The following is a 23,956-nucleotide window of genomic DNA, read 5'->3' on the forward strand; positions in this document are numbered from 1 at the left end:
GTTACATCAGATCGCGAGCGATTGCCGTCTCGCCAAAATCCTTCTCAAAGATTTTTATTCCGCCTTCATGGGCGATGACCGTGGCGGCGATGATCCAGTGCGTTGCCGTGCAACCGATCGATGCGGTCGCAACCGTCGTCACGGACCAGCCGGGACGCTGCATGTCGCAGGTCCAGGTAGATTGCCCCGTCATCGAGAGCGGGTCATCCGGCGAAATCGACCATGTCTCATCCCGCACCTGGCGCGTGCTGAGCCCGGTGTCGGGATGCTCGAAAAGGCCGGTATCTTCGTGAATGCGGTATTCTGTTCGATTGGCGGAAAGCTCCCTGATGACCTGTCTTTTGGTTTCCGCCGGCGCATGCTCGATATATTTCGGCAGTGGATCGGGATTATCCGGCTCGTTCACGGCGATGAGGCGATGATCGGTAAGTATCGGCAGGGCAAGTTCGATTGCGGCTGTATCGATGACAAGGCCGGGATCAGTCGGCGGCGGCAGGATCATCGGCCAGTAGGCCGTCGAAAGCGAAAGGCGAATGCGATGGCCAGCGCGAAAGCGATAGCCGCAGGCATCGAGCAGCAGGCGCACCGACGTCCGCTCTCCGCTCTTCACGGGTTTGGGCTCGGCATTGCCGTCACGATGAGCAAGATTGAGAACGCCGAAGGAAACGCGTGTCGCAGTCCCATCCTCATGCACGTCGACGAGCCGCACGCAGAGATTTGCGGTCCTCTCCTCACAGCGTAGCGCCAGGGTAACAACAGGCTGGCCGAGATAGTCGTGATCTTCGGCAAGTGGCGCGGTCTCGAATGTGAGCGAGCCGGCATCGTCCCCGCGCTGGTCGATGGCCATTTCGGCATCCGGTTTCAGCGTGAAATATTCCCCCGATGCTGTTCCTGTATCGAGCGGCGAGCGCAGATAGACCTCGTGCGCCAATGCCTGCGGCTCGGCCTTACCTTCCTCGATCCGGCCCGACGAACCGACGTGGAAGAATTGCATTGCCGGTGCGCGCCATATGTCTACGGCGGCCCAGAAACCGGGATCGGCATCGCGGCGCGTGGCAGGGCGCACGGCATCGAGAATATAGGCGCGAAGCTGCGGCGTGTTTTCCGCACCGTTCTCTTCGCCGCGCAGCCAGCGGTTCCACCAGGCGATCGCTTCGCCATGGAAATCGGCGCGCGGCTTTGGAAAGGCGAAATGCGGATATTTGTGAACCCAGGGACCAATCAGCGCCTTGGCTCCCGCCCCAAGCCCCGCGATCGCCTTCAGCGGCGTATTGCGATAGCCGTCGGCCCAGCCGGCAATCACCAGCGCCGGGATCTCCACGCCTGAGAAATCCTCACAGATCGAACCGTGTTTCCAGAACGCGTCGCGTCGCTGGTGGCTAAGCCACTCCTCCATGAAGAAGGGCTCGTTTTCCAGCCGCTCCAGCCACATGTCCTTCCAGCGATCACCGACGATGGCAGGATCGGGCGAGCGAGACTGGTAGCCGAGCATGGTCGCCGCCCAAGAGAGCTGTGCGGAAAGGTGACAGCCGTTCTTGTAATGGATGTCGTCATTGTAGCGGTCGACGGTCGAGGCGATCGAGATGACGGCCTTCAATGCCGGGGGTCGAAGGGCTGCGACCTGCAGGCTGTTGAACCCGCCCCAGGAAATGCCCATCATGCCGACCGAGCCATTCGACCAGGGTTGCGCTGCGATCCACGCGATCAGTTCGCAGGCATTTGCAAGCTCAAGCTCGGTATATTCGCCATCGATCACGCCTTCGGATTCGCCCGAGCCGCGGATGTCGACACGCACACCGGCAATGCCGGCGGCGGCAAAGACCGGATAGGTCGACTCATCGCGCAGGCTCGTTCCATCGCGCTTGCGATAGGGCAGGAATTCGAAGACGGCCGGCACCGGATCGGCGTCCGCACCGTCGGGCATCCAGATGCGCGCGGCAAGGCGCGTCCCGTCGCCGAGCGTGATCCACTGGTTTTCGATGGTGGTGAAGCTGTGCTCGGTCATGGTTCTCCTTGGAAGCAATCTTTCAGGCGGCCGAACGCGACTGGCGGCCGTGACGGTTCAGTTTCCGGCACTCTCCATCCGGCGGGTGGTCAACACTTTTTCCAGCCAGCCGATCTCCATTTCCGGGACGGATTTCAGCAGCAGGTCGGTGTAATCGTCGAAGGGCGGCGATAGCGCTTGGGATTTGGGACCGAAGCGGACGAGGTTGCCGCGATGCATCACCGCGACGCTGTCGGCGATGGCGCGCACGATAGCGATATCATGGGTGATGAAGACGTAGGAGAGATGTTCCTCTTCCTGCAGCTTCAGCAGCAGTTTCAGAATGCCTTCGGCAACCAGCGGGTCGAGTGCCGAGGTCGGCTCGTCGCAGAGGATGAGTTCCGGCTTGGCCGCAAGCGCGCGGGCGATGGCGACGCGCTGCTTCTGGCCGCCCGAGAGCTCTGCCGGGTAGCGGTTCAGGAAGCCGTTGCCCATCTCGATCTGGTCGAGCAGTTCCTTCACGCGGCCCGTCTTCGCAGCTCCCCTGAGGCCGTAGTAGAAGGTCAGCGGTCGACCGATGACGTCGCGCACGGTCTGGCGCGGGTTCATCGCCGTGTCGGCCATCTGATAGATGAGCTGGATACGGCGCAGATCGTCGCGCGAACGATGCCTGACCTCGGCGGTCAACGGCTTGCCGGCAAAGGAGATCGTCCCGGCGCTGGGCGCCAAGAGCCCGGTGATGACGCGGGCGAGCGTCGATTTTCCCGAGCCCGATTCACCGACGATCGCTAGTGTCTGTCCCTTCGGTAGATGGAGGCTGACATCGTTCAGGACCTTGAAGCCATTGGAATATTCCGCACTGACGTTTTCGACTTTCAATAAAGTGTCGGACTGGTCGGTTGCTTCCTGTCGCAAGCTCTGCCGTACATTGACGAGGGCGCGGGTATAATCCTCCCGTGGCTCTTCGATGATCTGCCGGACGCTACCATATTCCACCGTCCGACCATGGCGCAGCACCATGATGTCGTCGGAGATCTGGGCGACGACCGCAAGGTCGTGGGTGATGTAGAGAGCCGCGGTATGGGTCTCCTCGATGGCGTGCTTGATCGCTGCCAAGACGTCGATCTGGGTGGTGACGTCAAGTGCCGTGGTCGGTTCGTCGAAGACGATCAGTTCGGGGTTGGGGCAGAGCGCCATCGCCGTCATGGCGCGCTGCAGCTGGCCGCCCGAGACCTGGTGGGGAAAGCGCTCGCCGAAGCTTTCGGGATTGGGCAGGCCGAGAACGCCGAACAGATAAAGCGCGCGCTTGCGCGCCTCGTCCTTACTCATCAATCCATGTTTGATCGAAGCTTCGACCACCTGATCGCCGAGCCGATGCGCAGGATTGAAGGCAGCGGCCGCAGATTGCGCGACGTAGCAGACCCGCGCGCCGCGGATTTGACGGATGCCGTTCTTGCCGAGCGCCAGGATATTGTCGCCGTCGAGCAGCACCTCGCCGCCGGTGATTTCGGCTCCACCCCGGCCATAGGCGAGTGCGGAAAGGCCGATCGTCGACTTGCCGGCACCCGATTCCCCGATAAGGCCGAGAACCTTGCCCCTCTGCAGGTCGAAGGAAACCCCATCGACGATCGTCACCCGCCTGGGCGGTTCGCCCGGCGGATAGCTGGTGGCTTCGATCTTCAGATTGCGAACGGAAAGAAGCTCAGGCATCGCCGCGCCCTCCCTTGAGGCTGGATGTGCGTTTTAAGAGCCAGTCGACGACGAGGTTGACACAGACGGCAAGCACGGCGATCGCCGTGCCCGGCACCAGCGCTGCGGAAATGCCGAAGATGATGCCGTCCTTGTTGTCCTTGACCATGCCGCCCCAATCGGCCGCGGGCGGTTGAATTCCGAGGCCGAGGAAGGACAATGTCGAGAGGAACAGGATCGAGAAGGCGAAACGCAGCCCGAATTCGGCAAGCAGCGGCGACAGCGTGTTCGGCAGGATCTCGCGGAAGATGATCCAGAGCTTGCCTTCGCCGCGAAGTTTCGCTGCCTCGACGAATTCCATCACCGCGACATCGAGTGCGACGGCGCGGCCGAGACGATAGACGCGGGTGGAATCGAGGATAGCCATGACGAGGATCAGAACGATGAGGTTTTGCGGCAGCACCGCAAGAACCACGAGCGCGAAGATCAGCGTCGGGATCGACATCATTAGATCGTTGAAGCGTGAGAGGACGGTGTCGATGAGGCCGCGCGAGACGGCGGCGGTGAAGCTTAAGATGACGCCGAGCGAGAAGGAGATGACGGTGGCGGCGGATGAGACCAGCAGCGTCGTGCGCGCGCCGTAGATCAGGCGCGAGAGAATGTCGCGGCCGAGATTATCGAGACCGAAGATATATTGATCATCAGGCAACTGCCAGACGTCGCCGACGACCTGCGTCTCGCCATAGGGCGCGATCCAGGGTGCGAAGATCGCGAAGATGAAGGCGACGGCGATGCCAAACATGCCGATCCAGGCGGTGATGGGGATATCTCGCAATCTCATCTTGGATGCCTCAGCCTGGGATTGGCGATGATCGCGAGGATATCGGCCAGCATGTTGAGGAAGATGTAGACGGCGGCAAAGATAAGGCCGCAGGCCTGCACGACCGGCATGTCGCGCACGGTCACGGCATCGACCATGTATTGCCCCATGCCGGGATAGACGAAGACGACTTCGACAACGACGACGCCGACGACGAGATAGGCGAGGTTCAATGCGACGACGTTGATAATCGGCGCGAGCGCATTGGGGGCGGCGTGTTTGACGATCGCGCGGAAGGCGCTAAGGCCCTTCAGCTCAGCGGTTTCCATATAGGCCGAGGACATGACGGAGAGGATCGCAGCCCGCGTCATGCGCATCATGTGCGCGAGCACGACGAGCACGAGGGTCGCCGTCGGCAGCGCGATCGCCTTCAATCGCTCGACGAAGCCCATGCTGTCGTAGACGGTCGCCGGAAATGTGGCCATGCCGAACTTCACCGCGAAGAACAGGATCAGCAGGTAGCCGATGAAGAATTCCGGGAGCGAGATCGCCGCAAGCGAGATGACGTTGATGATCTTGTCAGGCAGGCGGTTGCGGAAGTGCACCGACAGCATGCCGAGGCCGATGGCGAGCGGCACGGATATCACCGCTGCGAAACCAGCCAGAAAAAGCGAATTGCCGAGGCGTTTGCCGATCTGTTCGCTCACCGAATTCTTGCTGGCCCAGGAGGTGCCGAAATCACCCTGAATGGCGTTGCCGAGCCATTCGGCATAACGCGTCGTGACCGGGCGGTTCAATCCGAGATCTTGACGAATATTGGCAACGGCCTGCGGCGTCGCCGACTGGCCGAGATAGGTGGTAGCAAAATCGCCGGGCAGGGCTTCCAGGCCGCCGAAGATGAGGATGGAAACGGCAAAAAGCAGCAGGAGGCTGAGCACGAAGCGCTCGAGGATGAGGGCAAGCAGCGGAAAACGCTGCCGGAACCTGAGGCCGGGCAAGATATTGCTTGAGGCAGGATTGGTCATGGCGAGGACCTCGCGCTAAAACGTCGGGAGGACCGCGGGTTTTCATCCCACGGTCCCGGCTTCGTTGAAGGTCGGAGGGGCATGTGCCCCCTTGCCATCAGGCGTCCAGCCAGACGCGCGTTGCGACGTAGCCGTTCGACATGTCGTTGCCGATGTCGTGCACATAACCCTTCACCTGCTTGGTGGAGGCGTTCACGAAATCGTTGAACATTGGCAGGATCACGCCGCCCTCGTCGCGTACCATCATCGCCATGGTGCGATACATGTCCTTGCGCTTGGCTTCATCAAGTTCGGAGCGGGCCTGCAGCAACAGCTTGTCGAAGTCAGGACGCTTGAACTTGGTGTCGTTCCAGTCCGCCGTCGAGAGATAGGCGGTGGAATACATCTGGTCCTGCGTCGGACGGCCGCCCCAATAGGAGGTCGAGAAGGGCTGGACGTTCCAGACGTTGGTCCAGTAACCGTCGCCCGGCTCGCGCTTGACCTCGATCTCGATGCCGGCCTTCTTGCAGCTTTCCTGATAGAGGACGGCCGCGTCGACCCCTCCGGGGAAGGCGACTTCGGAAGTGCGTAGAAGGACCGAGCCGCTATGGCCTGATTTCTTGTAGTGGAAGGCCGCCTTGTCGGGATCGTAGACGCGCTGCTCGATGCCCTCGGGGAAAAGCGCATAGGTGCTGTTGATCGGGAAGTCGTTGCCGACCTTGCCGTAGCCGCCGAGGATCTTCTCCACCATGGTCTCGCGGTCCATGGCGTATTTGAGCGCCAGGCGCAGGTCGTTGTTGTCGAACGGCGCCTTATCGCAGTGCATGATGAAGACGTAGTGGCCGCGGCCGGCGGTCGAGAGGATCTCGACGTTCGGAGCGCGTTTCAACAGATTGACGGTCTTCGGATCGACGCGGTTGATGTAGTGGACCTGGCCGGACGACAGTGCCGCGATGCGGGCGGTGGCGTCGTTCATGCCGATAATTTCGATCGAATCGACATAACCCCGGTCCGTGCGCCAATCGTCCTTGTTCCTCTCGAAGGTGGCGCGGACGCCGGGCTCGAAGCTCGTCATCTTGTAGGGGCCGGTGCCGATCGAGGCCAGAGGGTCGTCGACGCCGCCGTTCGGCTGTATGACCAGATGGTAGTCCGACAGCAGCAGCGGCATGTCGGCATTGCCTTCGGAAAGCGTCAGCACGAGATTGCCGCCGTCGGCCTTGATCTCCTTGATCGAGCCGAGAACACCGAGCGCGCCGGATTCCGACTTCGCGTCGGTGTGACGCTTCAGCGTCGCAACGACGTCGTCGATGGTCAGTTCCTTGCCATCGTGGAACTTGACGCCCTTGCGGATCTTGAAGGTCCAGGTCGCCGCGTCCTTCGACGGCTCCCAGGATTCGGCAAGCGACGGCACGGCAGCCCCCGTCAGCGGATCGGATTCGACCAGCATGTCGCCCCAGCAGCGGCCGATGCAGAACATGACCTGCGACAGGAACTTCGCCGGATCCTTCGAATCGGTGGCGGCACCACCTTCGAGGCCGAGTTTCAGATGACCGCCACGCTTCGGTTCGGCGGCCTCGGCACTTTCGGTGAAAAGCTTATCGGCAACAGCAAGCGTCAGGCCGGCTGCCATGGCGCGTCCCAGGAATTCGCGGCGGCTGAGGCCACCGGCGGTCACCCGGCTTGCGAGATATTTCGTGTAGTCGTTCATTCCCCTTCTCCTTCTTATGGTGCGTTGACTTCGGTTTTTGGGCATGATCCCCGAACGGTTTCCTCTTCCGTTCGCGGTGCCCGCACGCTTGCGGGAAGATGATGCGGTTGCCGCCGCCTTGTTACCGTCCTTTCCAGTTAGGGCTTCGTTTCTCGGCGAAAGCCCGGGCGCCTTCCAATTGGTCCTCGCTCGAATAAAGTCGGTCGACCGTCGCAAACTGCCGTTTGGTGATTTTGTTCATGGCAGTCTGGAAGGTCGAACCCTCCGATTCACGGACGATTTCCTTGATTGCCGCGTAGACGAGCGGCGGTCCGCTTTCGAGCAGGCGGGCGAGATCCCAGGCCCGCTCCATCAGCTTGTGCTCTGGCAGGATTTCGTTGACGAAACCCCAGCGATGCGCCTCCTGGACGTCAAGCCAGCGGCCGGTCAAAAGCATGTCCATGGCGATATGATAGGGGATGCGCTTCGGTAGCTTCACCGAGGCGGCATCGGCAACCGTGCCGGAGCGGATTTCCGGAAGGGCGAAGGTCGCATGTTCGGCTGCGAGGATCAGGTCGGCGGAGAGCGCGATCTCCAGCCCGCCGCCGCAACAGATGCCGTTGACGGCACAGATGACCGGCTTGTTGAGATCGCGCAGTTCCTGCAGCCCGCCGAAACCGCCGACACCATAGTCGCCGTCGGCCGCGTCGCCTGCTGCGGCAGCCTTCAGGTCCCATCCGGCACAGAAGAATTTCTCGCCCGCGCCGGAGACGATCGCCACGCGGAGCAAGGGGTCATCGCGGAAATCACGGAATACCAATCCCATGGCGCGGCTGGTCGCAAGGTCGATGGCATTTGCCTTCGGCCGGTCGATGATGACTTCCAGCACTGCGCCAACCTGTCGGGTGCGAATGGGGTCGCTCAACCTATGCTACCTCCTTCGCCGGATCAGGGCATCGACTGCGGCAACGCCGCGACTTTCGGGAAGAACCATCAATGGATTAATGTCGAGTTCCTCCAGCCGTGCCGCATTCATTACGACATAATCTGCCGCCCGTGCGACAGCCGTTACGGTTGCTTCGAGGTCGCCTCTCGGGCGTCCGCGATAGCCGTCGATCAGCTTTGCGATCTTCAGGCGTGAAATTGCTTCTGAAATATCCGATCTCGTCGTTGGCAGTGGCAAAATGACGGAATCCTCCAGCAATTCGACGAAAATCCCGCCGGCGCCAAGCGTCAGCGATAATCCGAAAACCGGGTCGCGGGAAGTGCCGACAATCAGCTCGGCGACGGGACGGTCGATCATCTGCTCGACCAGAAAACCGCTTGTCGCAGCCATCTTTGATGCGGCATCCGAGACGGCTCTGGCATCCTTCAGGTTGAGTACGACCGCTCCTGCTTCGGTCTTGTGCGCGACGCCGAGCGCTTTCAGGACGACGGGAAAGCCGATCCGCTCAGCACAATCTGCCGCCTGAAGGGGCGTACTCGCAATCAGGCCTTTGGGTATCCGAAGGCCGGCGAGGTTGAGTTCTACCTTGGCATCGGCCTCCGTCAGCGTTTCGACTGCGCCTTCAACGGACGACACATTGAGGAGCGGCAGGGGCGGCGGTTTGCGCCAGGCATGGCCGATGCCGGCTGCGACTTCCGCGGCAATCAGGGTTTCATCGATGCCGCAGAAGGGAACGACGCCTTCGGCGATCAGGCGGCTGGCGACGGCCTCCGGCATGGTCTCGGGCAGGGTCGCCAGGATCCCGGCGAGTGCGTCTGTCGCGGAGGCAGCGGCAATGACGGCATCCGCCGTCGTCACCCAGTCGGCTGTACTGCACCGGTCGGTGCGGGGAAAATCGAGGACGACGAGATTAAGGGCGTAGCCACCCTCGAACATGGCAGTGAAAGCCTCTGTCTGGCGCGCGAGATCGCCCCACACGAACGTGTGGTAATCGAGCGGATTGGAGAGCGTCACCATGTCGCCGAGGACGTGCCTCAGACGCGGCAACTGGTCCGGCTCGAGGTCCCGGAACGTGACGGCGCACCCGACCGCAGCATCCGCCATCAACGAGGCCTCGCCGCCTGAACAGCTCATCGATGAGATCGAAGGGTCTGGCAGCGGGCCGGCGACATGCAGGAGCTTCAGCGTTTCAAGCAGCGCTGGCAGCGTCCCGACGCGGCCGAGGCCGAGGCGGGCAAGCACCGCATCGGCCAGAGCATCACCACCGGCAAGTGATGCAGTATGGGAAAGCGTTGCCTGCCTTGCCTGTTCGGACTTGCCGACTTTCAGCACGACAACAGGCTTTTTCGTCAGGCGGGCGGTGGCGGCGAGGCATTCGAGCGCGGCTGGATCTCCAAAGCCTTCGACATGCAGGCCAAGCGCCGTCACGCGCGGGTCGGAAAGCAGGCCACAGGCGACGTCGGACAGCGAGGTTTGCGCCTGATTGCCTGACGTTACGACATAGGCGATCGGTAGACCGCGCGTCTGCATGGTCAGGTTGAGCGCTATATTCGACGATTGGGTCAGGATCGCCACGCCGCGATCGACACGCGCCATGCCGTGCTGGTCGGGCCACAGCAACGCGCCGTCGAGGCCGTTGATGAAGCCGTAGCAGTTCGGTCCGAGGATCGGCATGTCGCCTGCAGCGGCAATCAGCGCCTGTTGCAGGTCGGCGCCATCGGCAAGTTCCGCCACGGCCTCGCTGAAGCCCGAAGCATAACAGACCGCGCCGCCGGCGCCAGCCGCCGACAGGCTGCGAACGATCTCGATGGTCAATGTCCTGTTGACGCCGACGAAGGCCGCGTCTGGCGGAGAGGGCAGTTCGGAAACGTTTCTGAAGCACCACCGTCCGAGGACTTCATCGAGCGTCGGATGAACGGGCCAGATCTCGCCCGCAAACCCCATCCGGTCGCACTGTTCAATTACCCGGCGCGCCTCACGGCCGCCGAAGACGGCGATCGTTTGTGGTCTGAACAGGCGCTCGAGCGGGCGGGACGTCATCGGCTACGCTCCCAGAGGCCGTAGGAGATCGCGGCTGATGATATGGCGCTGGATCTCCGACGTGCCGTCCCAGATGCGCTCGACGCGCGCATCACGCCAGAAGCGGGCGAGCGGCAGGTCATCCATCAGGCCCATGCCGCCATAGATCTGGATCGCCTCATCCGTGACGCGCGCAAGCATTTCAGAGGCGTAGAGCTTGGCCGACGCGATTTCGCGATCGGAGGATAGGCCGGCGTCCAGGCGCCATGCCGCCGAAAGCGTTAGCCAGTCGGCTGCGTCGATCTCCGTGATCATGTCGGCAAGCTTGAAGGAGACGCCCTGGTTGGCGCCGATCGGCCTGCCGAACTGCTTGCGCTCGGCGGCATAGGACAAAGCCATGTCGAAGACGCGCCGCGCCCTGCCGACGCAGGTGGCAGCGACCGTCAGCCGCGTGCCGTAAAGCCATTGATTGGCAAGCTCGAAACCGCGATGCAGTTCGCCGAGCACCTGGGACTGCGGAATACGGCAGTCAGCAAAGCTCAGGGTGCAATTGTGATAGCCGCGGTGGGAGACAGAATCATAGCCTTTGAGAATTTCGAAGCCCGGCGTGCCGCGGTCGACCAGAAATGCGGTGATCTTCTTCTTGAGGCCCTTTGGCGTTTCCTCCTCGCCGGTTGCGGCAAAGACGATGATGAAATCGGCGGCATCGGCATGCGAAATGAAATGCTTGGTCCCATTGAGCACGAAATCGCCACCGTTGCTGCGAGCGGTGCATTTCATGCCGCGCATGTCAGAACCGGCGTCCGGTTCGGTGATCGCCAGCGCGTCGATCTTTTCTGCGCGGACGGCAGGAAGCAAATAACGTTCGCGCTGCTCGCCCTCGCAGGCCATCAGGATGCCTGAGGGACGGCCGAAAAAGACTGTCAGCGCCATGGAGCCGCGGCCAAGCTCGCGCTCAACCAGCGTGAAGGTGACATGGTCGAGGCCGGCGCCGCCGGCCTCTTCGGGGAAATTGCAGGCATAGAAGCCGAGGTCGATGCATTTTTGCCGGATCTCAACGGCGAGATCCGGCGGGACGATGCCGGTGCGCTCGACTTCGTTCTCATGCGGATAGATTTCGGTTTCGACGAAGCCGCGGACCGTCTCGACGATCATTTCCTGCTCTTCGCTGAGGCCGAAATCCATGACGATCTCCTTATCGTTTCTGGCCGACATGGCGGCCGGCCCCTTCCGGGGGAGGCAGCGTTGAGTGAGCCGCGGCAATAGCATTCGCCTTGTCGAGTACGGCGGCTGGCGCCGGCGTCGCCTTGCCGGCCTCGGTATCGACATGCAGCAGCATCTGCTCGGCAGTGGCGAGCACGGCGCCGCTCTCGGTGTCGCAGATGGTATGGAAGAGGTGCAGCCGCTTCTCATCGACTGCGAGGATCTGGCATGTCGAATGGATGGCCTGCCCGAGCTTTGCCTCGCCGAGATGGCGGATATGGGTCTCGACCGTATAGTAGCTCTGCCCGGCTTCAACATAGGCAAGATCGACCCCGATCAGGCGCAAGAGCGCGTCGGAGGTGTCGCCAAAGACCTGCAGATAGCGATGCTCCGTCATATGGCCATTATAGTCGACCCAGGCGGGGCTCACCTTCGTCTCGACGAGCTTCAGGGGTTCTGTGGGATCGACAGCAGCGGTTTTCCCGCCGCCTGCTGCCCAGAGGGCACGTTCGAAATCCTTCAGCAATTCGCCGGCACCCCAGCCCTTGCCGTCGTTTCCGGCCTTCAGCGCCTGCAGGATGCCGACGAGGTTTTCGTCGCGGATGCGCTCCAATGCGCGGATTGAAAGGCCGGCAGCCTGGTCGTCGGATTGTTTTCCGATCTTCTCGATCAGCGCGTCGTCGAGATCGACGACGTCGGTTAGCTTCGTCCAGGGCCAGGCAAGGCATGGCCCGAACTGGGCGAGGAAATGGCGCATGCCGGCCTCGCCGCCGGCGATACGATAGGTCTGGAACAAGCCCATCTGCGCCCAGCGCAGGCCGAAGGAATAGCGGATGACGTCGTCGAGCGTCTCGACGGTGCAGATATCGTCATGGATGAGCCAGAGCGCCTCGCGCCAGAGCGCTTCGAGCAGCCGGTCGCCGACGAAGGCTTCGATCTCCTTGGCGATATGGACGCCCTTCATGCCGATCGGGACCAGACACTCCATCGCTGCCTCGATGGTGGCTTTCGAGGTCCTCTCGCCGCCGACGATCTCCACCAGCGGCAGCAGGTAGACGGGATTATAGGGATGGGCGACGAAGAGACGCTCGGGATGCTTCATGTCGCGCTGCAGGTCGCTCGGCAGCAAGCCGGACGTAGACGAGCCGATCAGGGCATCCGGGCGTGCGGCAGCGTCGATCTCGCTTAAGACGCGGCGCTTCAAATCGAGCCGTTCCGGCACGCTTTCCTGGATCCAGTCGGCACCGGAGACGGCCTCTTGCAGGGACTTTTCGAAGGTGAGCCGACCTCGCGGCGGCAGCGGGGCGCCGGTCAGCATTCCATAGGCCTTTTCCGCATTGGCAAGGACCTCGCCGACGATGCGGCTTGCTTCCGGATGCGGATCGAAGACGCTGACATCAATGCCGGCAAGCAGAAAACGTGCAATCCATCCGCCGCCGATGACGCCGCCGCCGATACAGGCCGCTTTGGTAATCCCTGTCATTTCGTCCTCAGCGCTTCGTCAGTTTCAGTTTCTTGCGGACGTCATCAGGACCGATGATCCGCGCGCCCATGCCTTCGACCACCTGCACCGCCTTTTCGACGAGCTGCGCATTGGTGGCGAGAGCGCCCTTGCCGATATAGAGATTATCCTCCAGGCCAACGCGAACATTGCCGCCCGCCAGAACCGCGGCAGCCGGATAGGCCATGGCGTTGCGACCGATCGAAAAGGCCGAGAAGGTCCAGCTATCGGGCACGTTGTTGACCATTGCCATGAAGGTGTTGAGATCGTCAGGGGCACCCCACGGAATGCCCATGCAGAGCTGGATCAGCACCGGATCCTCGATCAGGCCCTCTTCGGCGAGCTGCTTTGCAAACCACAGATGGCCGGTGTCGAAAGCTTCGATCTCGGGGCGCACGCCGAGATCGGTCATTTTCTTGGCCATTGCCCGCAGCATGGCGGGCGTGTTGGTCATGACGTAGTCGCCGAGATTGAAGTTCATCGTGCCGCAGTCGAGCGTGCAGATTTCGGGAAGGCATTCGGCAATATGGCTGACGCGCTCGGTTGCGCCTGCCATGTCCGTCCCCTTCTCCTTTAAGGGAAGGGGGCTTTCGACGTCGCCGAAAATCAGGTCTCCACCCATGCCGGCCGTCAGGTTCAGCACCACATCGACGTCTGCCGAACGGATGCGGTCGGTGACCTCCCTGTAGAGGTCGTTGCGGCGGCTCGCGGCGCCGGTTTCCGGATCGCGGACATGGCAGTGAACGACTGCCGCCCCAGCCTTGGCGGCGTCGATCGCGGAATCCGCGATCTGCTTGGGAGTAATGGGAACGTGGCTGGATTTCGAAACCGTATCACCGGCACCGGTGACGGCGCAGGTGATGAAAACATCGCGGTTCATCGCAAGAGGCATGTTTGTTGTTCTCCCTCGTCTTGAGGGTATTACGCGCCAGGATGGGAGAGGATGCTTTGCATTTTCGGAATCGATCGATACATTATCGGAACACTAGGGAGGGGACTGTGCTGGAGCGATCGACGGAACGGCTCGACATCGATCTTCTCGTCCTGCCGGACACCAACCTCATCCTCATTGCCTCTGTCATCGAACCGCTGCGCGGGGCAAACCGCATTTCCGGCAGCGAGCTCTACCGTTGGCGCATCTTCACGCCTGATGGAGAAGCGGTGCCGACAACCAGCCACATTGCCATACCGACACAGGGAACGTTCCAGACCACGGCATCGGATACGCCGCTCTTCGTGCTGGCGAGCTACAACTGGCGGCAAAGCGCGACTGCTGGCCTGAAGATGCAGCTATCGCAGGCGGCACGCCACCGGACCATGATCGCCGGCATCGAATCCGGCACCTGGCTGCTTGCGGAAGCCTGCCTGCTCGACGGCTTGTCGGCGACCGTCCATTGGGAGGACTACGAGGATTTCGCGCTCGCCTATCCGCAAGTGTCGGCCGTCAAGGACCGGTTCGTCATCGACGGCAAGCGGCTGACGACATCGGGCTCGCTGCCGACCGTGGACCTGATGCTGGAGGTTATCCGACGGCGTCAGAGCTATTCGCTGGCGCTCGAGGTCAGCCGGCTGTTCCGCTACGAGCAGCCATCCTTTCACGCCGCCGAGGCGCTATCGGCGGGCTTGCGCATGGATGATCCGCGAGTGGCCCACGCCGTGCGGCTGATGGAGGAAAATATCGAGCAGCCGATCGTGCTGGCACGGCTTGCACGCAGGGTCGGCATCAGCGCGCGGCACCTGCAGGATCTCTTCCAGGCGTCGATCGGTGCGCCGCCACATATCCACTATCTTGCTCTGAGACTGAACGCGGCGCGGCGCAGAGTGATCGAGACGACGGCGTCCTTCGCCGATATAGCAGCCGCAACCGGCTTCAACTCGGCCTCCGCCTTCGCGCGAAGCTATCGGGCAAGCTATTCCGAAAGCCCTTCGGAAACGAGGCGACGGCTGCGACGCCCGATCATGCCGTCGCAGACGCGGCCATAGGCTGGAAGGCATCGCGGACCATCTCGGCCAGTTCGCGAACCGCTTCGCTCGACCGGAATGTGTTGCGACGAAGAACGACCCTGGAGGAATCGACCGGCGGGAAGCCGTCCTCGGTCGTCAGTTCCCGGCAGCCGGGCGGGATATTGCTGCGCGACAGCGTCGTCACGGCAAGACCGGCCGTCACGGCGTTCTTCAGTCCGGAGCTGGTATCGGCAATGAAAGCGACCCGGTAGTTGCGTCCAAGCTGGTGCAGCGACTTCAATGCAAAATCGCGACACCAGCTCGAGTCTCTATAGGTTGCGATCGGCAGCGGGTCGATGTCGTGCAGCCGGTGGACGATCGAGGTCACCCAGACGGTCGGGTCGATGCAGAGCACCTCGCCACTCATTTGATCGCTCCAGTCGAAGACGACGGCGAGATCGAGCTCGTCGCGTTCCAGGGCGGCGATGTTGCGGACAGTATAATCGCAGGAGATCGTGACCTCGACAGCCGGATGACGCACGGCGAAGGCCGCAAGCGCGGCAGGCAGCACCGTCTGGCTATATTCCTCGGGAATGCCGATGCGAACCGGTCCGCCGAGCGGTTTGCTGCGGATCGTCGCCGCCGCCTCGCTCAGGAGATCGATGACACGGCGGGCATAGGGGACAAGCTGGACGCCCTGACGTGTCAGCACCACCCCTCGGGCGCCGCGCTCGAACAGTGCTTCGCCGATCGTGTCTTCCAGCTTCTTGATGGCCGCGCTGATCGCAGACTGTGTTCTGCCGACGCGCTGTGCCGCCGCCGAAAAATTGGTGGTCTCGACGACGACGAGGAAGGTTCGGAGAAGATCACTCTCGATGGGCTCGCGCATGGACAGCCATAGAAAAAATCGATGACATCCATCTCTACTATTCGTTTGTCTGATGTCAATTGCGGGTGCAAAAAGGAGGTGCGTTCGACTTTCCTCCTTCGAGAATAACCTGCGTGACGATTGAACATCCGGCCAGGCACCTCGGTGCCGGCGAGCGCGAGAAGGGCATCCTTCTCGTCATCGGGGCGACGCTTGCCTGGAGCGCCAGCGGGGTCTACTCGCGGCTCCTGACGACAGACGTCTGGACGGCGATCGCCTGGCGTTCGCTGTTCGGTGGGCTGTTCCTGCTGATCCCCTGCCTGTTCCTCGAAGGCGGGGTATCACGAAAGCAATGGCGTTCGGTCCTGCATCCGTCCGGCCTGGCGATGATTGTCTGCCAGACCGTCAGTCAGGGCTGCTTCATCGGGGCGCTCTATATGACCAGCGTCGCGAATGTGACGATGATCTATTCGACCGCACCCTTCATCGCCGCCCTGTTCGGATGGATCATCCTGAAAGAGGGGGTCGCCAGGCGCACGCTGATCGCCGGGGGCATTTCTCTTCTGGGTGTTGTGGTCATCGTTGCCTCGTCGATCGGCGGCAGGACCGGGCTCGGCGACCTGCTGGCGCTCGGCATGACGGTTTCCTTCGCACTCGTCATCATCATTCCGCGCATCAATCCCGAGGTGCCGAGCCTGCCGCCGACCGTTGTCAGCGCCTTCCTGACGCTTATCATTTTCGCCCCTTTCGGCTCGGTCGGCTCGCTCGATCTTCACAACTGGATCGTGCTGGCAGCCTTCGGAGCGACCAATTTTTCGCTGGCGCTCGTGCTTTTCCTGGCTGGGGCGAGGCGAATGCCGCCGGCCGAAGCCGCGCTGATCGGAACAATGGAGATTGTATTGACGCCGTTCTGGGTCTGGCTCATGTTTTCCGAACAGCCGCCGGTTGCCACCTTCTTTGGGGGGGCCGTCATCCTTGGAGCCGTGCTCTGGCACACCGCAATCGACCTCAGCCGCAGCCGGCGGGCGCATGCCGGCTAGAATGCGGCGTCGGCCGGATCGTCATTCGTTGCGGCATCGGCCAGAATACCGGTTCGATTGCCACTCCCACCCAAGCGACGAGAGCGGATATGACCTCTAGAGATCCCCTGCTGCAGCCTTTCCAACTCAAGCACCTGACGCTGAAAAACCGCGTCATGTCGACCGCTCACGAGCCGGCCTATTCGGAAAACGGCATGCCGACGGATCGCTACCGGCTCTATCACAGGGAAAAGGCGAGAGGCGGTATTGCACTCACCATGACGGCGGGATCGGCGGTCGTCTCGCCTGACTCTCCGCCATCCTTCGGCAATCTCCATGCCTATCGCGACGAGATCGTGCCCTGGCTGAAGAAGCTTGCCGACGACTGTCATGAGTTCGGTGCAGCGGTCATGATCCAGCTCACGCATCTTGGCCGCCGCACGGGCTGGAACAGGGGCGACTGGTTGCCTGTGCTATCAGCCTCGCCGATCCGTGAGCCGGCGCACCGGACCTTCCCGAAAGAGGCCGAAGATTGGGACATCGACCGCATCGTCGCCGATTATGCCACGGCGGCGCAGCGCATGCAGGAAGCCGGCCTCGACGGTATCGAGATCGAGGCCTACGGCCATCTGCTCGATGGCTTCTGGTCGCCGGCGACCAATCGGCGCGAGGACGAATTCGGCGGTTCGCTCGACAATCGCATGCGTTTTTCGGTCATGGTCACGCGGGCAGTTCGCGAGGCGGTTGGACCGGATTTCATCGTCGGCATGCGCCTTGTCGCCGACGAGGACTGGGAGAAAGGACTGCCACGCGAGGAAGGCATAGAGATCGCTTCACGATTCGCGCGATCCGGCGATATCGATTTTCTCAACATCATTCGCGGTCATATCGACAGCGATGTCGCGCTCAACGAGGTCATTCCGATCCAGGGCATGGCGTCTGCCCCGCATCTCGATTTTGCCGGCGAAGTGAAGGCGATAACAAAGTTCCCCGTCTTTCATGCTGCGCGCATCGGTGACGTGGCAACAGCCCGTCATGCGATCGCCGAGGGAAAGCTCGACATGGTCGGCATGACGCGCGCCCATATTGCCGATCCACATATCGTGCGCAAGATCGAGAGCGGCGAGGAAGCGCGCATCCGGCCCTGCGTCGGCGCCACCTATTGTCTTGACCGTATCTATGAAGGCGGCGAGGCACTCTGTATCCACAATGCCGCGACCGGTCGCGAAGGGGAAATCCCGCACGAGATCCCCAAGGCGGAGATCCGTCGCAAGGCGGTCGTGGTCGGTGCCGGACCGGCCGGTCTCGAGGCCGCCCGCGTGCTTGTCGAGCGTGGTCACGAGGTGGATGTTCTGGAAGCGACCGGAAAGGCCGGCGGACAGGTCAACCTGCTCATCCGCAATCCCCGGCGCAAGGAGATGATTGGTATCATCGACTGGCGGCTGGCGGAACTGGAGCGGCTGGGTGTTCGCATGCACTATGATGTCTACGCAGAGGCAAGCGACGTCATAGCTCTTGAACCCGACCTCGTTGTCATTGCGACCGGTGGCATCGCACAGCAGCCAGAACTCGATGCAGGTGATGAGCTTGTGACATCTTCCTGGGAAATCCTCGCCGGCGGTGTCAGGATCGCCGACACTGTACTGCTCTTCGATGACAATGGCGCACATCCGGGCATGTCGGCGGCTGAGGTGATTGCCAGAAGCGGCGCGGAGCTCGAGCTTGTGTCGCCCGAACGCTTTTTCGCGCCCGATATGGGGGGCATGAACCACGTGCCCTATGCCCGTGCCTTCGCAGAACGGAACGTCAGGGTTACCATCAACACGCGGCTCAAATCCGTCCGGCGCGACGGCAACGCCCTTGTCGCCGTACTCGGGTCGGATTTCGCAGACGGCGCACAGTTGGAGCGGCGCGTCTCCCAGGTCGTTGTCGAACATGGCACGCTTGCCAATGACGGGCTCTATCTTGAGCTGAAGCCGCTTTCGCGAAATCTTGGTGCGGTGGACTATTCTGCCCTGATCAATCGTCAGCCACCGCTGCCGCTGCGCAATAGCGAGGGGCGTTTCGACCTCGTGCGGATTGGCGACGCGGTTTCCAGCCGCAACATCCATGCTGCCGTCTATGATGCGCTGAGGTTCTGTTCGTTGTTTTGAGCTCTTGACCGTGGGCCTGGCTTTTGTGTGTCTATGTGACCTCAGGGCCCGCGCTCAGGCCGCCGCGGCGTGTTCGAGCATCTCGTAGAGATCCTCGGCAAAGCTGCGCAGCACCGTGAGTTCGAAGCGCGTCGCCTGCGTCCGGGTCAGCTGGACGGAGACATGTCCGAAAAGCGTGACTGCCGATTGGCCGACGGGGAAAGCGGTGGGATCGATGTCGACTGCCGTTCCCCGAGTGAGCAGGTCCGCAGCGCGGGGACCGGAAAGAGCGATGCGGATGCGGCCATGGCTCTGATCGCAGACGAAGCCTCTGCCTCTTAAATGATCGGCAAGGAGCGTGATACGCGAGGGCGGCAGGCTTTCCTCGCCTGTTATATACCATTGCTGATAACCGGCCACTCGCGCAGCGCTCGTTGCCAGTCCAGCGGCAGAGAGCGCGTCGGCGAGGCTATCGCCATCAATTGCGGCCATGACATGCAGGAGATGGCCTTCCGGCAGCGGCTCCAGCCGGATGCCGGAGGCTTCAACTGTCGCCTTGCCGGCGAGGGCCGGCTTGTGTTCGGGACGTTCAGGCATGGAGCTTCTCGTTGTCGGGATCGATGAAGACGGGACTGCAGAGCACCGCCTCGGTGGACTCGTTTCTCAGACCATTCCAGACCACGACCTTTTCGCCTATGCGCTCCGGCCCGCGCTTGACGAGCGCAAGGCCGATCGTATGGCCAAGACTCGGCGAGAAGGCGCTCGAGGTCACATAGCCCTGGTCGTTTTCAAGGGTCGCGGCGGCATGCTCGGCAAGGATATGGGAACCGGTGCGGAAACTCGTCGCTGGATCGAGCGGCTTGACGCCGACGAGGCGGGGGCGGTCCTCGGCCTGCAGACCTTCGCGGGCGAGCATCGTCTTGCCGATGAAGTCGGGCTTGGTGGCCGAAACCATGCGGGCGAAACCGAGATCGCCTGGCGTAACCGTTCCGTTGATCTCAGCATGGGTGACATGGCCCTTCTCGATGCGCATGACCCCGAGCGCCTCGGCACCGTAGGGGCAGATGCTGTGCTTTTCACCTGCCCGCATGATCTGGTCGGCGACCCATTCGCCGTAGCCGGCCGGCACGGCGAGTTCATAGGCGAGTTCGCCGGAGAAGGAGATCCGGAAGAGCCGGCCTTCGAGCGAGCCGCCGAAGAGCGAGACCACGCGCGCGCTCACGAAGGGGAAGGCGGCATCGGAAATATCCGCGTCGACGATCTCGGAAAGGATCGCGCGCGATTTCGGGCCGGCGACCGCCATCTGCGCCCATTGGTCGGTCGAGGAGGCAAAACGGACGTCAAGTTCCGGCCAGAGCGTCTGGGCGCAGAATTCGAGATGGGTCAGCACGCCGGCGGCGAGCGCCGTCGTCGTCGTCATGAAGAAATGGTCCTCGGCGAAGCGGCTCGTCGTGCCGTCGTCGTAGATCATGCCGTCCTCGCGCAGCATGATGCCATAGCGCGCCCGGCCGACCGGTAGCTTGGCAAAGCCGTTGCAATAGACGCGGTCGAGGAAGGCAGCGGCATCCCTGCCGAAGACCTCGATCTTGCCGAGGGTGGAGACGTCGCAAATGCCGGCATTCTGCCGGATGTTCAGCACCTCGCGGTCGACGCTCTCACGCCAGGTCGTCTCTCCCGCACGTGGAAACCACGAGGAGCGGTACCAGAGCCCGGTCTCGACGAAGACGGCGCCATTCTTCTTTGCCCAGCCATGTAGCGGTGACCTGCGTACCGGCTGGAAATGACGGCCGCGCGAGCCGCCCGTCAGGGCGCCGAAGGAGACAGGCGTATAGAAGGGACGGAATGTGGTTGTGCCGACGTCGGCAGGCGACACGCCGCGGGCCTCGGCCAGGATGCCGATCGCGTTGATATTGGAAAGCTTGCCCTGGTCGGTCGCCATGCCGCTTGTCGTATAGCGTTTGGCAAGCTCGACATGCCCATATCCCTCGCGAACGGCAAGGCCGAGATCTTTGAGGTGTACGTCGTTCTGATAATCAACGAAGGCCTTGCCCTTTCCGCCCTTGACGGACCAAAGCGGCTTCGAGGCCGCCTCGGTTTCCTCGACGGGCGCGAAGGCGGGCTCAACCTTGACGAAGCCGATCGCCTGCAGCGCCTCAACGGCCTTCGCCGCGCCATCGCCGAGGCAGGCGCCCGTCGCGCCGAGCCCGGCCGCAGAGCCGGCAATCGACAGTCCCTGCTGGCGTTCCGGCGCCAGGAAGGCTGCCCTTTCCTCGGACCAGACCGGCTTGGCGCCCCGATGGCAGGCAAGGTGGATGATCGGGCTCCAGCCGCCGGACATGGCAAGCGCATCCGCCTCGATGCGCTGCACTGCCGAAGCGGTCTCGATCGTGACATGGCGCAGGCGTTGGCCGCCATGCGCGTCGCGCACGCGGCTGCCGTTCAGCACACGGGCACGTCCGGACCAGGCATTGTTGGCCGCATCGCGGCCGTCGATGATGGCGGCGACATCGACACCGGCGGCTTCGAGCGCGGCCGCTGTACGATAGCCGGACGCATTGCTGGTGAAGATCACGGTGCGGGCGCCGGGCGTCACCGCCTGGCGGCTGAGATAGCTGTGCATAGCACCGGCCACCATCACGCCTGGAATATCGTTACCGCCGAAGACGAGCGGACGCTCTTCAGCGCCCGAGGCGAGGATTGCCTGTTTGGCGATGATGCGCCAGAGGCGCTCGACGGGCCGATGCGGATCGGGCAGCGCCACATGTTTTTGCACACGTTCGACGGCGCCGAAGACATTGTCGTCGTACCAGCCGACGACGGTGGTGCGCGGCAGGAGACGGACGTTCGGCAGGCCCTCGAGTTCGTCGAGCATGTCCTGCAGCCGGGTGCCGTTTTCGAGGAGCAGACTGCCGCCGAGCGCGAAATCTTCGTCGGCGAGGATGACGCGGGCGCCGGCGCGTCCTGCCGTCAGCGCCGCTGCGAGCCCGGCAGGTCCTGCGCCGATGACGAGCAGATCACAGTGAGCCCAGCATTTCTCGTAGGAGTCAGGATCGGGCTCGTAGGACGCCTTGCCGAGGCCGGCGGCCTTGCGGATCAGCGGCTCGTAGAGCTTTTCCCAAAGGGCGGCCGGCCACATGAAGGTCTTGTAGTAGAAGCCGGCGCTCAGGAAGGGCGACAGCAAGCCGTTGACGGCGCCAATGTCGAAGCCGAGCGAGGGCCAGCGGTTCTGGCTGCGGGCGATGAGCCCGTCATGGAGTTCGATCATCGTGGCGCGCGTATTGGCCTCTGTGCGGCCGCCGGTGCCCGTCGTGACCAGCGCGTTGGGCTCGGCCGCGCCCGCCGTCAGGATGCCGCGCGGCCGGTGATACTTGAAGCTGCGGCCGACGAGCTGGATGCCGTTGGCAAGAAGGGCGGAGGCGAGCGTATCGCCGGGATGGCCGGCCAGTTGTCTGCCATCGAAGGTAAAGTTCAGCGTGCTCGATCGGTCGATCCCGCCACCGCTGGGAAGCCGCGAACTCGTCATGCCGCACCTCCGAGCTTGGCAAGCGCGGCATCGCTGACGGTGTGAACGGCGTGGGTGACGGTGTCGCGCTCGACAATCAGCCAGCGCCGGCAGCCGGAGGAATGGTGCCAGTACTCCTTATGCCGTCCCCTCGGATTATCCCGCAGATAGACGTAGTCGTACCAGGCGTCAGCGCCTGCATCGGCTGCCGGCCGGGTCAGGCTCGCATCGCCCCGGATGGTGAATTCTTCCTTGGGACGGACACCGCAATGGGGGCAGGAAATCAGGCTTGCCATGGCGTCAGGTCCTCAATGCAGGTTGGGCTGGGCGCCGACGCCCTTTTCATCGATCTGATAGCCGCGCCGGAAACGGTCGAGGCGCAGCTCGCGCGCCGTCTCGTGCGGCTCGTTGCGGGTGATCAGATGGGCGTAGCAATAGCCGGAGGCGGGTGTCGCCTTGAAGCCGCCGTAGCACCAGCCGGCATTCAGATAGAGATTGTCGATATGGGTTCGGTCGATGATCGGCGAGCCGTCCATGCTCATGTCCATGACACCGCCCCAGGTTCGCAGGTATCTGACCCGCGTCAGCGAGGGGATCATTGCCACGCCTGCTTCGGCGACATGTTCGACGGTCGCAAGATTACCGCGCTGGGCATAGGAATTGTAGCCGTCGATATCACCGCCGAAGACGAGGCCGCCCTTGTCCGACTGCGAAACATAGAAATGGCCTGCGCCGAAGGTGACGACGGTATCGATGAACGGTTTCAACCCCTCGGTGACGAAGGCCTGCAGCACATGGCTCTCGATCGGCAGGCGCAGGCCCGCCATGTCGGCGACGACGGTGGAATTGCCCGCGGCAGCGAGCGCCAGCTTACCGCAGCCGATGAAGCCCCTGGTGGTGTCGACGCCTGTCACTCTGCCATTCTCGCTGCGAATGCCTGTGACCTCGCAATGGGTGATGATGTCGACGCCGCGGCTGTCGGCGCCGCGGGCATAGCCCCAGGCGACCGCATCGTGGCGCACCGTGCCGCCGCGCGGCTGGCGCAGGCCGCCCATGACGGGGAAGCGGGCATTGTCGAAATCGAGGAAGGGCAGCATCTTGCGGACCGCAGCCCGGTCGAGGAGCTCTGCATCGACGCCGTGCAGGCGCATGGCATTGCCACGCCTTGTATAGGCATCGCGCTGCGCATCGGAATGGAAGAGGTTCAGCACGCCGCGCTGCGAAACCATGGCGTTGAAGTTGAAATCCTGTTCCAGCCCTTCCCAGAGCTTCATCGACAACTCGTAGAAGGGGTTGTTGCCGGGCAGCAGGTAGTTGGAGCGGATGATCGTCGTGTTGCGGCCGATATTGCCGGAGCCGAGATAACCCTTCTCCAGCACGGCGACATTGGTGATGCCGAACGTCTTGGCGAGATAATAGGCCGTCGAAAGGCCATGGCCGCCGCCGCCCACGATGATCACATCATAATGCGGCTTCGGCGAAGGCTGGCGCCAGGCAGGCGCCCAGCCATTGTTGCCGCGAAGCCCGTTTAAGAAGATGGAAAGAGCGGAATAGCGCATGGATAGATCCGGTGGGAGCTGATGCCATGATGCCAGAAAGGCGAGGCGTGACTTGCCTGTTTGGGACATTTATCGATAA

18 protein-coding genes are annotated in these 23,956 nt (G+C 62.6%); 3 read left to right on the forward strand and 15 right to left on the reverse strand.

Features of this window, described 5'->3' with window-relative positions; translation table 11 throughout:
- Position 1 precedes the first annotated feature (1 nt).
- The 10 genes from J2X71_RS10040 to J2X71_RS10085 all read right to left on the reverse strand — a co-directional run bounded on the left by J2X71_RS10040 (position 2) and on the right by J2X71_RS10085 (position 13,745).
- Positions 2–2,005: a CocE/NonD family hydrolase gene (locus J2X71_RS10040; protein WP_310381791.1), complete on the reverse strand. Its 2,004-nt coding sequence runs from the start codon at positions 2,003–2,005 to the stop codon at positions 2–4.
- Between the two features lie 57 nt (positions 2,006–2,062).
- A complete protein-coding gene (locus J2X71_RS10045; RefSeq protein WP_310381793.1) occupies positions 2,063–3,694 on the reverse strand; it encodes an ABC transporter ATP-binding protein in 1,632 nt (543 codons plus the stop codon).
- Positions 3,687–4,514: an ABC transporter permease gene (locus J2X71_RS10050; RefSeq protein ID WP_113325142.1), complete on the reverse strand. Its 828-nt coding sequence runs from the start codon at positions 4,512–4,514 to the stop codon at positions 3,687–3,689. The genes J2X71_RS10045 and J2X71_RS10050 overlap by 8 nt, the downstream gene beginning before the upstream one ends.
- Positions 4,511–5,518, reverse strand: coding sequence for an ABC transporter permease (locus J2X71_RS10055; protein WP_310381797.1), 1,008 nt, complete (start codon positions 5,516–5,518; stop codon positions 4,511–4,513). The genes J2X71_RS10050 and J2X71_RS10055 overlap by 4 nt, the downstream gene beginning before the upstream one ends.
- A gap of 97 nt (positions 5,519–5,615) precedes the next feature.
- Positions 5,616–7,205, reverse strand: a complete 1,590-nt coding sequence (locus J2X71_RS10060) for an ABC transporter substrate-binding protein (protein WP_113325140.1) — start codon at positions 7,203–7,205, stop codon at positions 5,616–5,618.
- A gap of 121 nt (positions 7,206–7,326) precedes the next feature.
- Positions 7,327–8,109: a carnitinyl-CoA dehydratase gene (locus J2X71_RS10065; RefSeq protein ID WP_310381800.1), complete on the reverse strand. Its 783-nt coding sequence runs from the start codon at positions 8,107–8,109 to the stop codon at positions 7,327–7,329.
- A gap of 6 nt (positions 8,110–8,115) precedes the next feature.
- A complete protein-coding gene (locus J2X71_RS10070) occupies positions 8,116–10,170 on the reverse strand; it encodes an acetate--CoA ligase family protein (protein ID WP_310381802.1) in 2,055 nt (684 codons plus the stop codon).
- 3 nt (positions 10,171–10,173) lie between these two features.
- Complete coding sequence (locus J2X71_RS10075) at positions 10,174–11,334, reverse strand: acyl-CoA dehydrogenase family protein (RefSeq protein ID WP_310382183.1); 1,161 nt, start codon at positions 11,332–11,334, stop codon at positions 10,174–10,176.
- A 10-nt stretch (positions 11,335–11,344) separates the two neighbouring features.
- The gene (locus tag J2X71_RS10080; RefSeq protein ID WP_310381804.1) at positions 11,345–12,835 is read right to left on the reverse strand and encodes a carnitine 3-dehydrogenase; all 1,491 of its coding nucleotides are present in this window, start codon (positions 12,833–12,835) and stop codon (positions 11,345–11,347) included.
- 7 nt (positions 12,836–12,842) lie between these two features.
- A complete protein-coding gene (locus J2X71_RS10085) occupies positions 12,843–13,745 on the reverse strand; it encodes a 3-keto-5-aminohexanoate cleavage protein (protein WP_310381807.1) in 903 nt (300 codons plus the stop codon).
- Positions 13,746–13,786: 41 nt separating this feature from the next.
- Here J2X71_RS10085 and J2X71_RS10090 point away from each other — a divergent pair, with 41 nt between their 5' ends.
- On the forward strand, positions 13,787–14,836 hold the full coding sequence (locus tag J2X71_RS10090) for a GlxA family transcriptional regulator (RefSeq protein ID WP_310382184.1): 1,050 nt from the start codon (positions 13,787–13,789) through the stop codon (positions 14,834–14,836).
- Here J2X71_RS10090 and J2X71_RS10095 read toward each other — a convergent pair.
- Positions 14,811–15,686 carry a LysR substrate-binding domain-containing protein gene (locus tag J2X71_RS10095; protein WP_310381809.1) on the reverse strand — a complete coding sequence of 292 codons (876 nt, stop codon included), beginning with the start codon at positions 15,684–15,686 and terminating at the stop codon, positions 14,811–14,813. The two genes, J2X71_RS10090 and J2X71_RS10095, sit on opposite strands and share 26 nt — an antisense overlap.
- Before the next feature lie 113 nt (positions 15,687–15,799).
- Between J2X71_RS10095 and J2X71_RS10100 the strand changes: the two genes are divergently transcribed.
- Together J2X71_RS10100 and J2X71_RS10105 are read left to right on the forward strand one after the other, a co-directional pair.
- Positions 15,800–16,705 carry a DMT family transporter gene (locus J2X71_RS10100; protein WP_310381811.1) on the forward strand — a complete coding sequence of 302 codons (906 nt, stop codon included), beginning with the start codon at positions 15,800–15,802 and terminating at the stop codon, positions 16,703–16,705.
- Positions 16,706–16,794: 89 nt separating this feature from the next.
- Positions 16,795–18,837, forward strand: a complete 2,043-nt coding sequence (locus J2X71_RS10105; RefSeq protein WP_310381814.1) for an NADH:flavin oxidoreductase — start codon at positions 16,795–16,797, stop codon at positions 18,835–18,837.
- 54 nt (positions 18,838–18,891) lie between these two features.
- Here J2X71_RS10105 and J2X71_RS10110 read toward each other — a convergent pair whose 3' ends face one another.
- The 4 genes from J2X71_RS10110 to J2X71_RS10125 are packed head-to-tail and all read right to left on the reverse strand — an operon-like array spanning position 18,892 to position 23,877.
- Positions 18,892–19,413 carry a sarcosine oxidase subunit gamma family protein gene (locus tag J2X71_RS10110; RefSeq protein ID WP_310381816.1) on the reverse strand — a complete coding sequence of 174 codons (522 nt, stop codon included), beginning with the start codon at positions 19,411–19,413 and terminating at the stop codon, positions 18,892–18,894.
- On the reverse strand, positions 19,406–22,339 hold the full coding sequence (locus J2X71_RS10115) for a sarcosine oxidase subunit alpha family protein (protein WP_310381818.1): 2,934 nt from the start codon (positions 22,337–22,339) through the stop codon (positions 19,406–19,408). The genes J2X71_RS10110 and J2X71_RS10115 overlap by 8 nt, the downstream gene beginning before the upstream one ends.
- Positions 22,336–22,614 (reverse strand): sarcosine oxidase subunit delta family protein, encoded by a 279-nt coding sequence (locus J2X71_RS10120; RefSeq protein ID WP_310381820.1) that lies wholly within the window; start codon positions 22,612–22,614, stop codon positions 22,336–22,338. Before J2X71_RS10120 ends, J2X71_RS10115 begins: the two co-directional genes overlap by 4 nt.
- Before the next feature lie 12 nt (positions 22,615–22,626).
- The gene (locus J2X71_RS10125; RefSeq protein WP_310381822.1) at positions 22,627–23,877 is read right to left on the reverse strand and encodes a sarcosine oxidase subunit beta family protein; all 1,251 of its coding nucleotides are present in this window, start codon (positions 23,875–23,877) and stop codon (positions 22,627–22,629) included.
- Positions 23,878–23,956: the final 79 nt, after the last annotated feature.

The sequence above is a fragment of the Rhizobium sp. 1399 genome, assembly GCF_031455475.1.
GTDB lineage: Bacteria > Pseudomonadota > Alphaproteobacteria > Rhizobiales > Rhizobiaceae > Rhizobium.

Excerpts from the sequence above, each read along its gene's own strand:
- J2X71_RS10080 (WP_310381804.1), bottom strand. The coding sequence starts at position 12,835 with ATGACAGGGATTACCAAAGCGGCCTGTATCGGCGGCGGCGTCATCGGC.
- J2X71_RS10090 (WP_310382184.1), top strand. The coding sequence starts at position 13,787 with ATGGGAGAGGATGCTTTGCATTTTCGGAATCGATCGATACATTATCGG.
- J2X71_RS10095 (WP_310381809.1), bottom strand. The coding sequence starts at position 15,686 with ATGCGCGAGCCCATCGAGAGTGATCTTCTCCGAACCTTCCTCGTCGTC.
- J2X71_RS10110 (WP_310381816.1), bottom strand. The coding sequence starts at position 19,413 with ATGCCTGAACGTCCCGAACACAAGCCGGCCCTCGCCGGCAAGGCGACA.
- J2X71_RS10075 (WP_310382183.1), bottom strand. The coding sequence starts at position 11,334 with ATGGATTTCGGCCTCAGCGAAGAGCAGGAAATGATCGTCGAGACGGTC.
- J2X71_RS10060 (WP_113325140.1), bottom strand. The coding sequence starts at position 7,205 with ATGAACGACTACACGAAATATCTCGCAAGCCGGGTGACCGCCGGTGGC.
- J2X71_RS10115 (WP_310381818.1), bottom strand. The coding sequence starts at position 22,339 with ATGACGAGTTCGCGGCTTCCCAGCGGTGGCGGGATCGACCGATCGAGC.
- J2X71_RS10125 (WP_310381822.1), bottom strand. The coding sequence starts at position 23,877 with ATGCGCTATTCCGCTCTTTCCATCTTCTTAAACGGGCTTCGCGGCAAC.
- J2X71_RS10040 (WP_310381791.1), bottom strand. The coding sequence starts at position 2,005 with ATGACCGAGCACAGCTTCACCACCATCGAAAACCAGTGGATCACGCTC.
- J2X71_RS10120 (WP_310381820.1), bottom strand. The coding sequence starts at position 22,614 with ATGGCAAGCCTGATTTCCTGCCCCCATTGCGGTGTCCGTCCCAAGGAA.
- J2X71_RS10070 (WP_310381802.1), bottom strand. The coding sequence starts at position 10,170 with ATGACGTCCCGCCCGCTCGAGCGCCTGTTCAGACCACAAACGATCGCC.
- J2X71_RS10045 (WP_310381793.1), bottom strand. The coding sequence starts at position 3,694 with ATGCCTGAGCTTCTTTCCGTTCGCAATCTGAAGATCGAAGCCACCAGC.
- J2X71_RS10085 (WP_310381807.1), bottom strand. The coding sequence starts at position 13,745 with ATGCCTCTTGCGATGAACCGCGATGTTTTCATCACCTGCGCCGTCACC.
- J2X71_RS10055 (WP_310381797.1), bottom strand. The coding sequence starts at position 5,518 with ATGACCAATCCTGCCTCAAGCAATATCTTGCCCGGCCTCAGGTTCCGG.
- J2X71_RS10105 (WP_310381814.1), top strand. The coding sequence starts at position 16,795 with ATGACCTCTAGAGATCCCCTGCTGCAGCCTTTCCAACTCAAGCACCTG.
- J2X71_RS10050 (WP_113325142.1), bottom strand. The coding sequence starts at position 4,514 with ATGAGATTGCGAGATATCCCCATCACCGCCTGGATCGGCATGTTTGGC.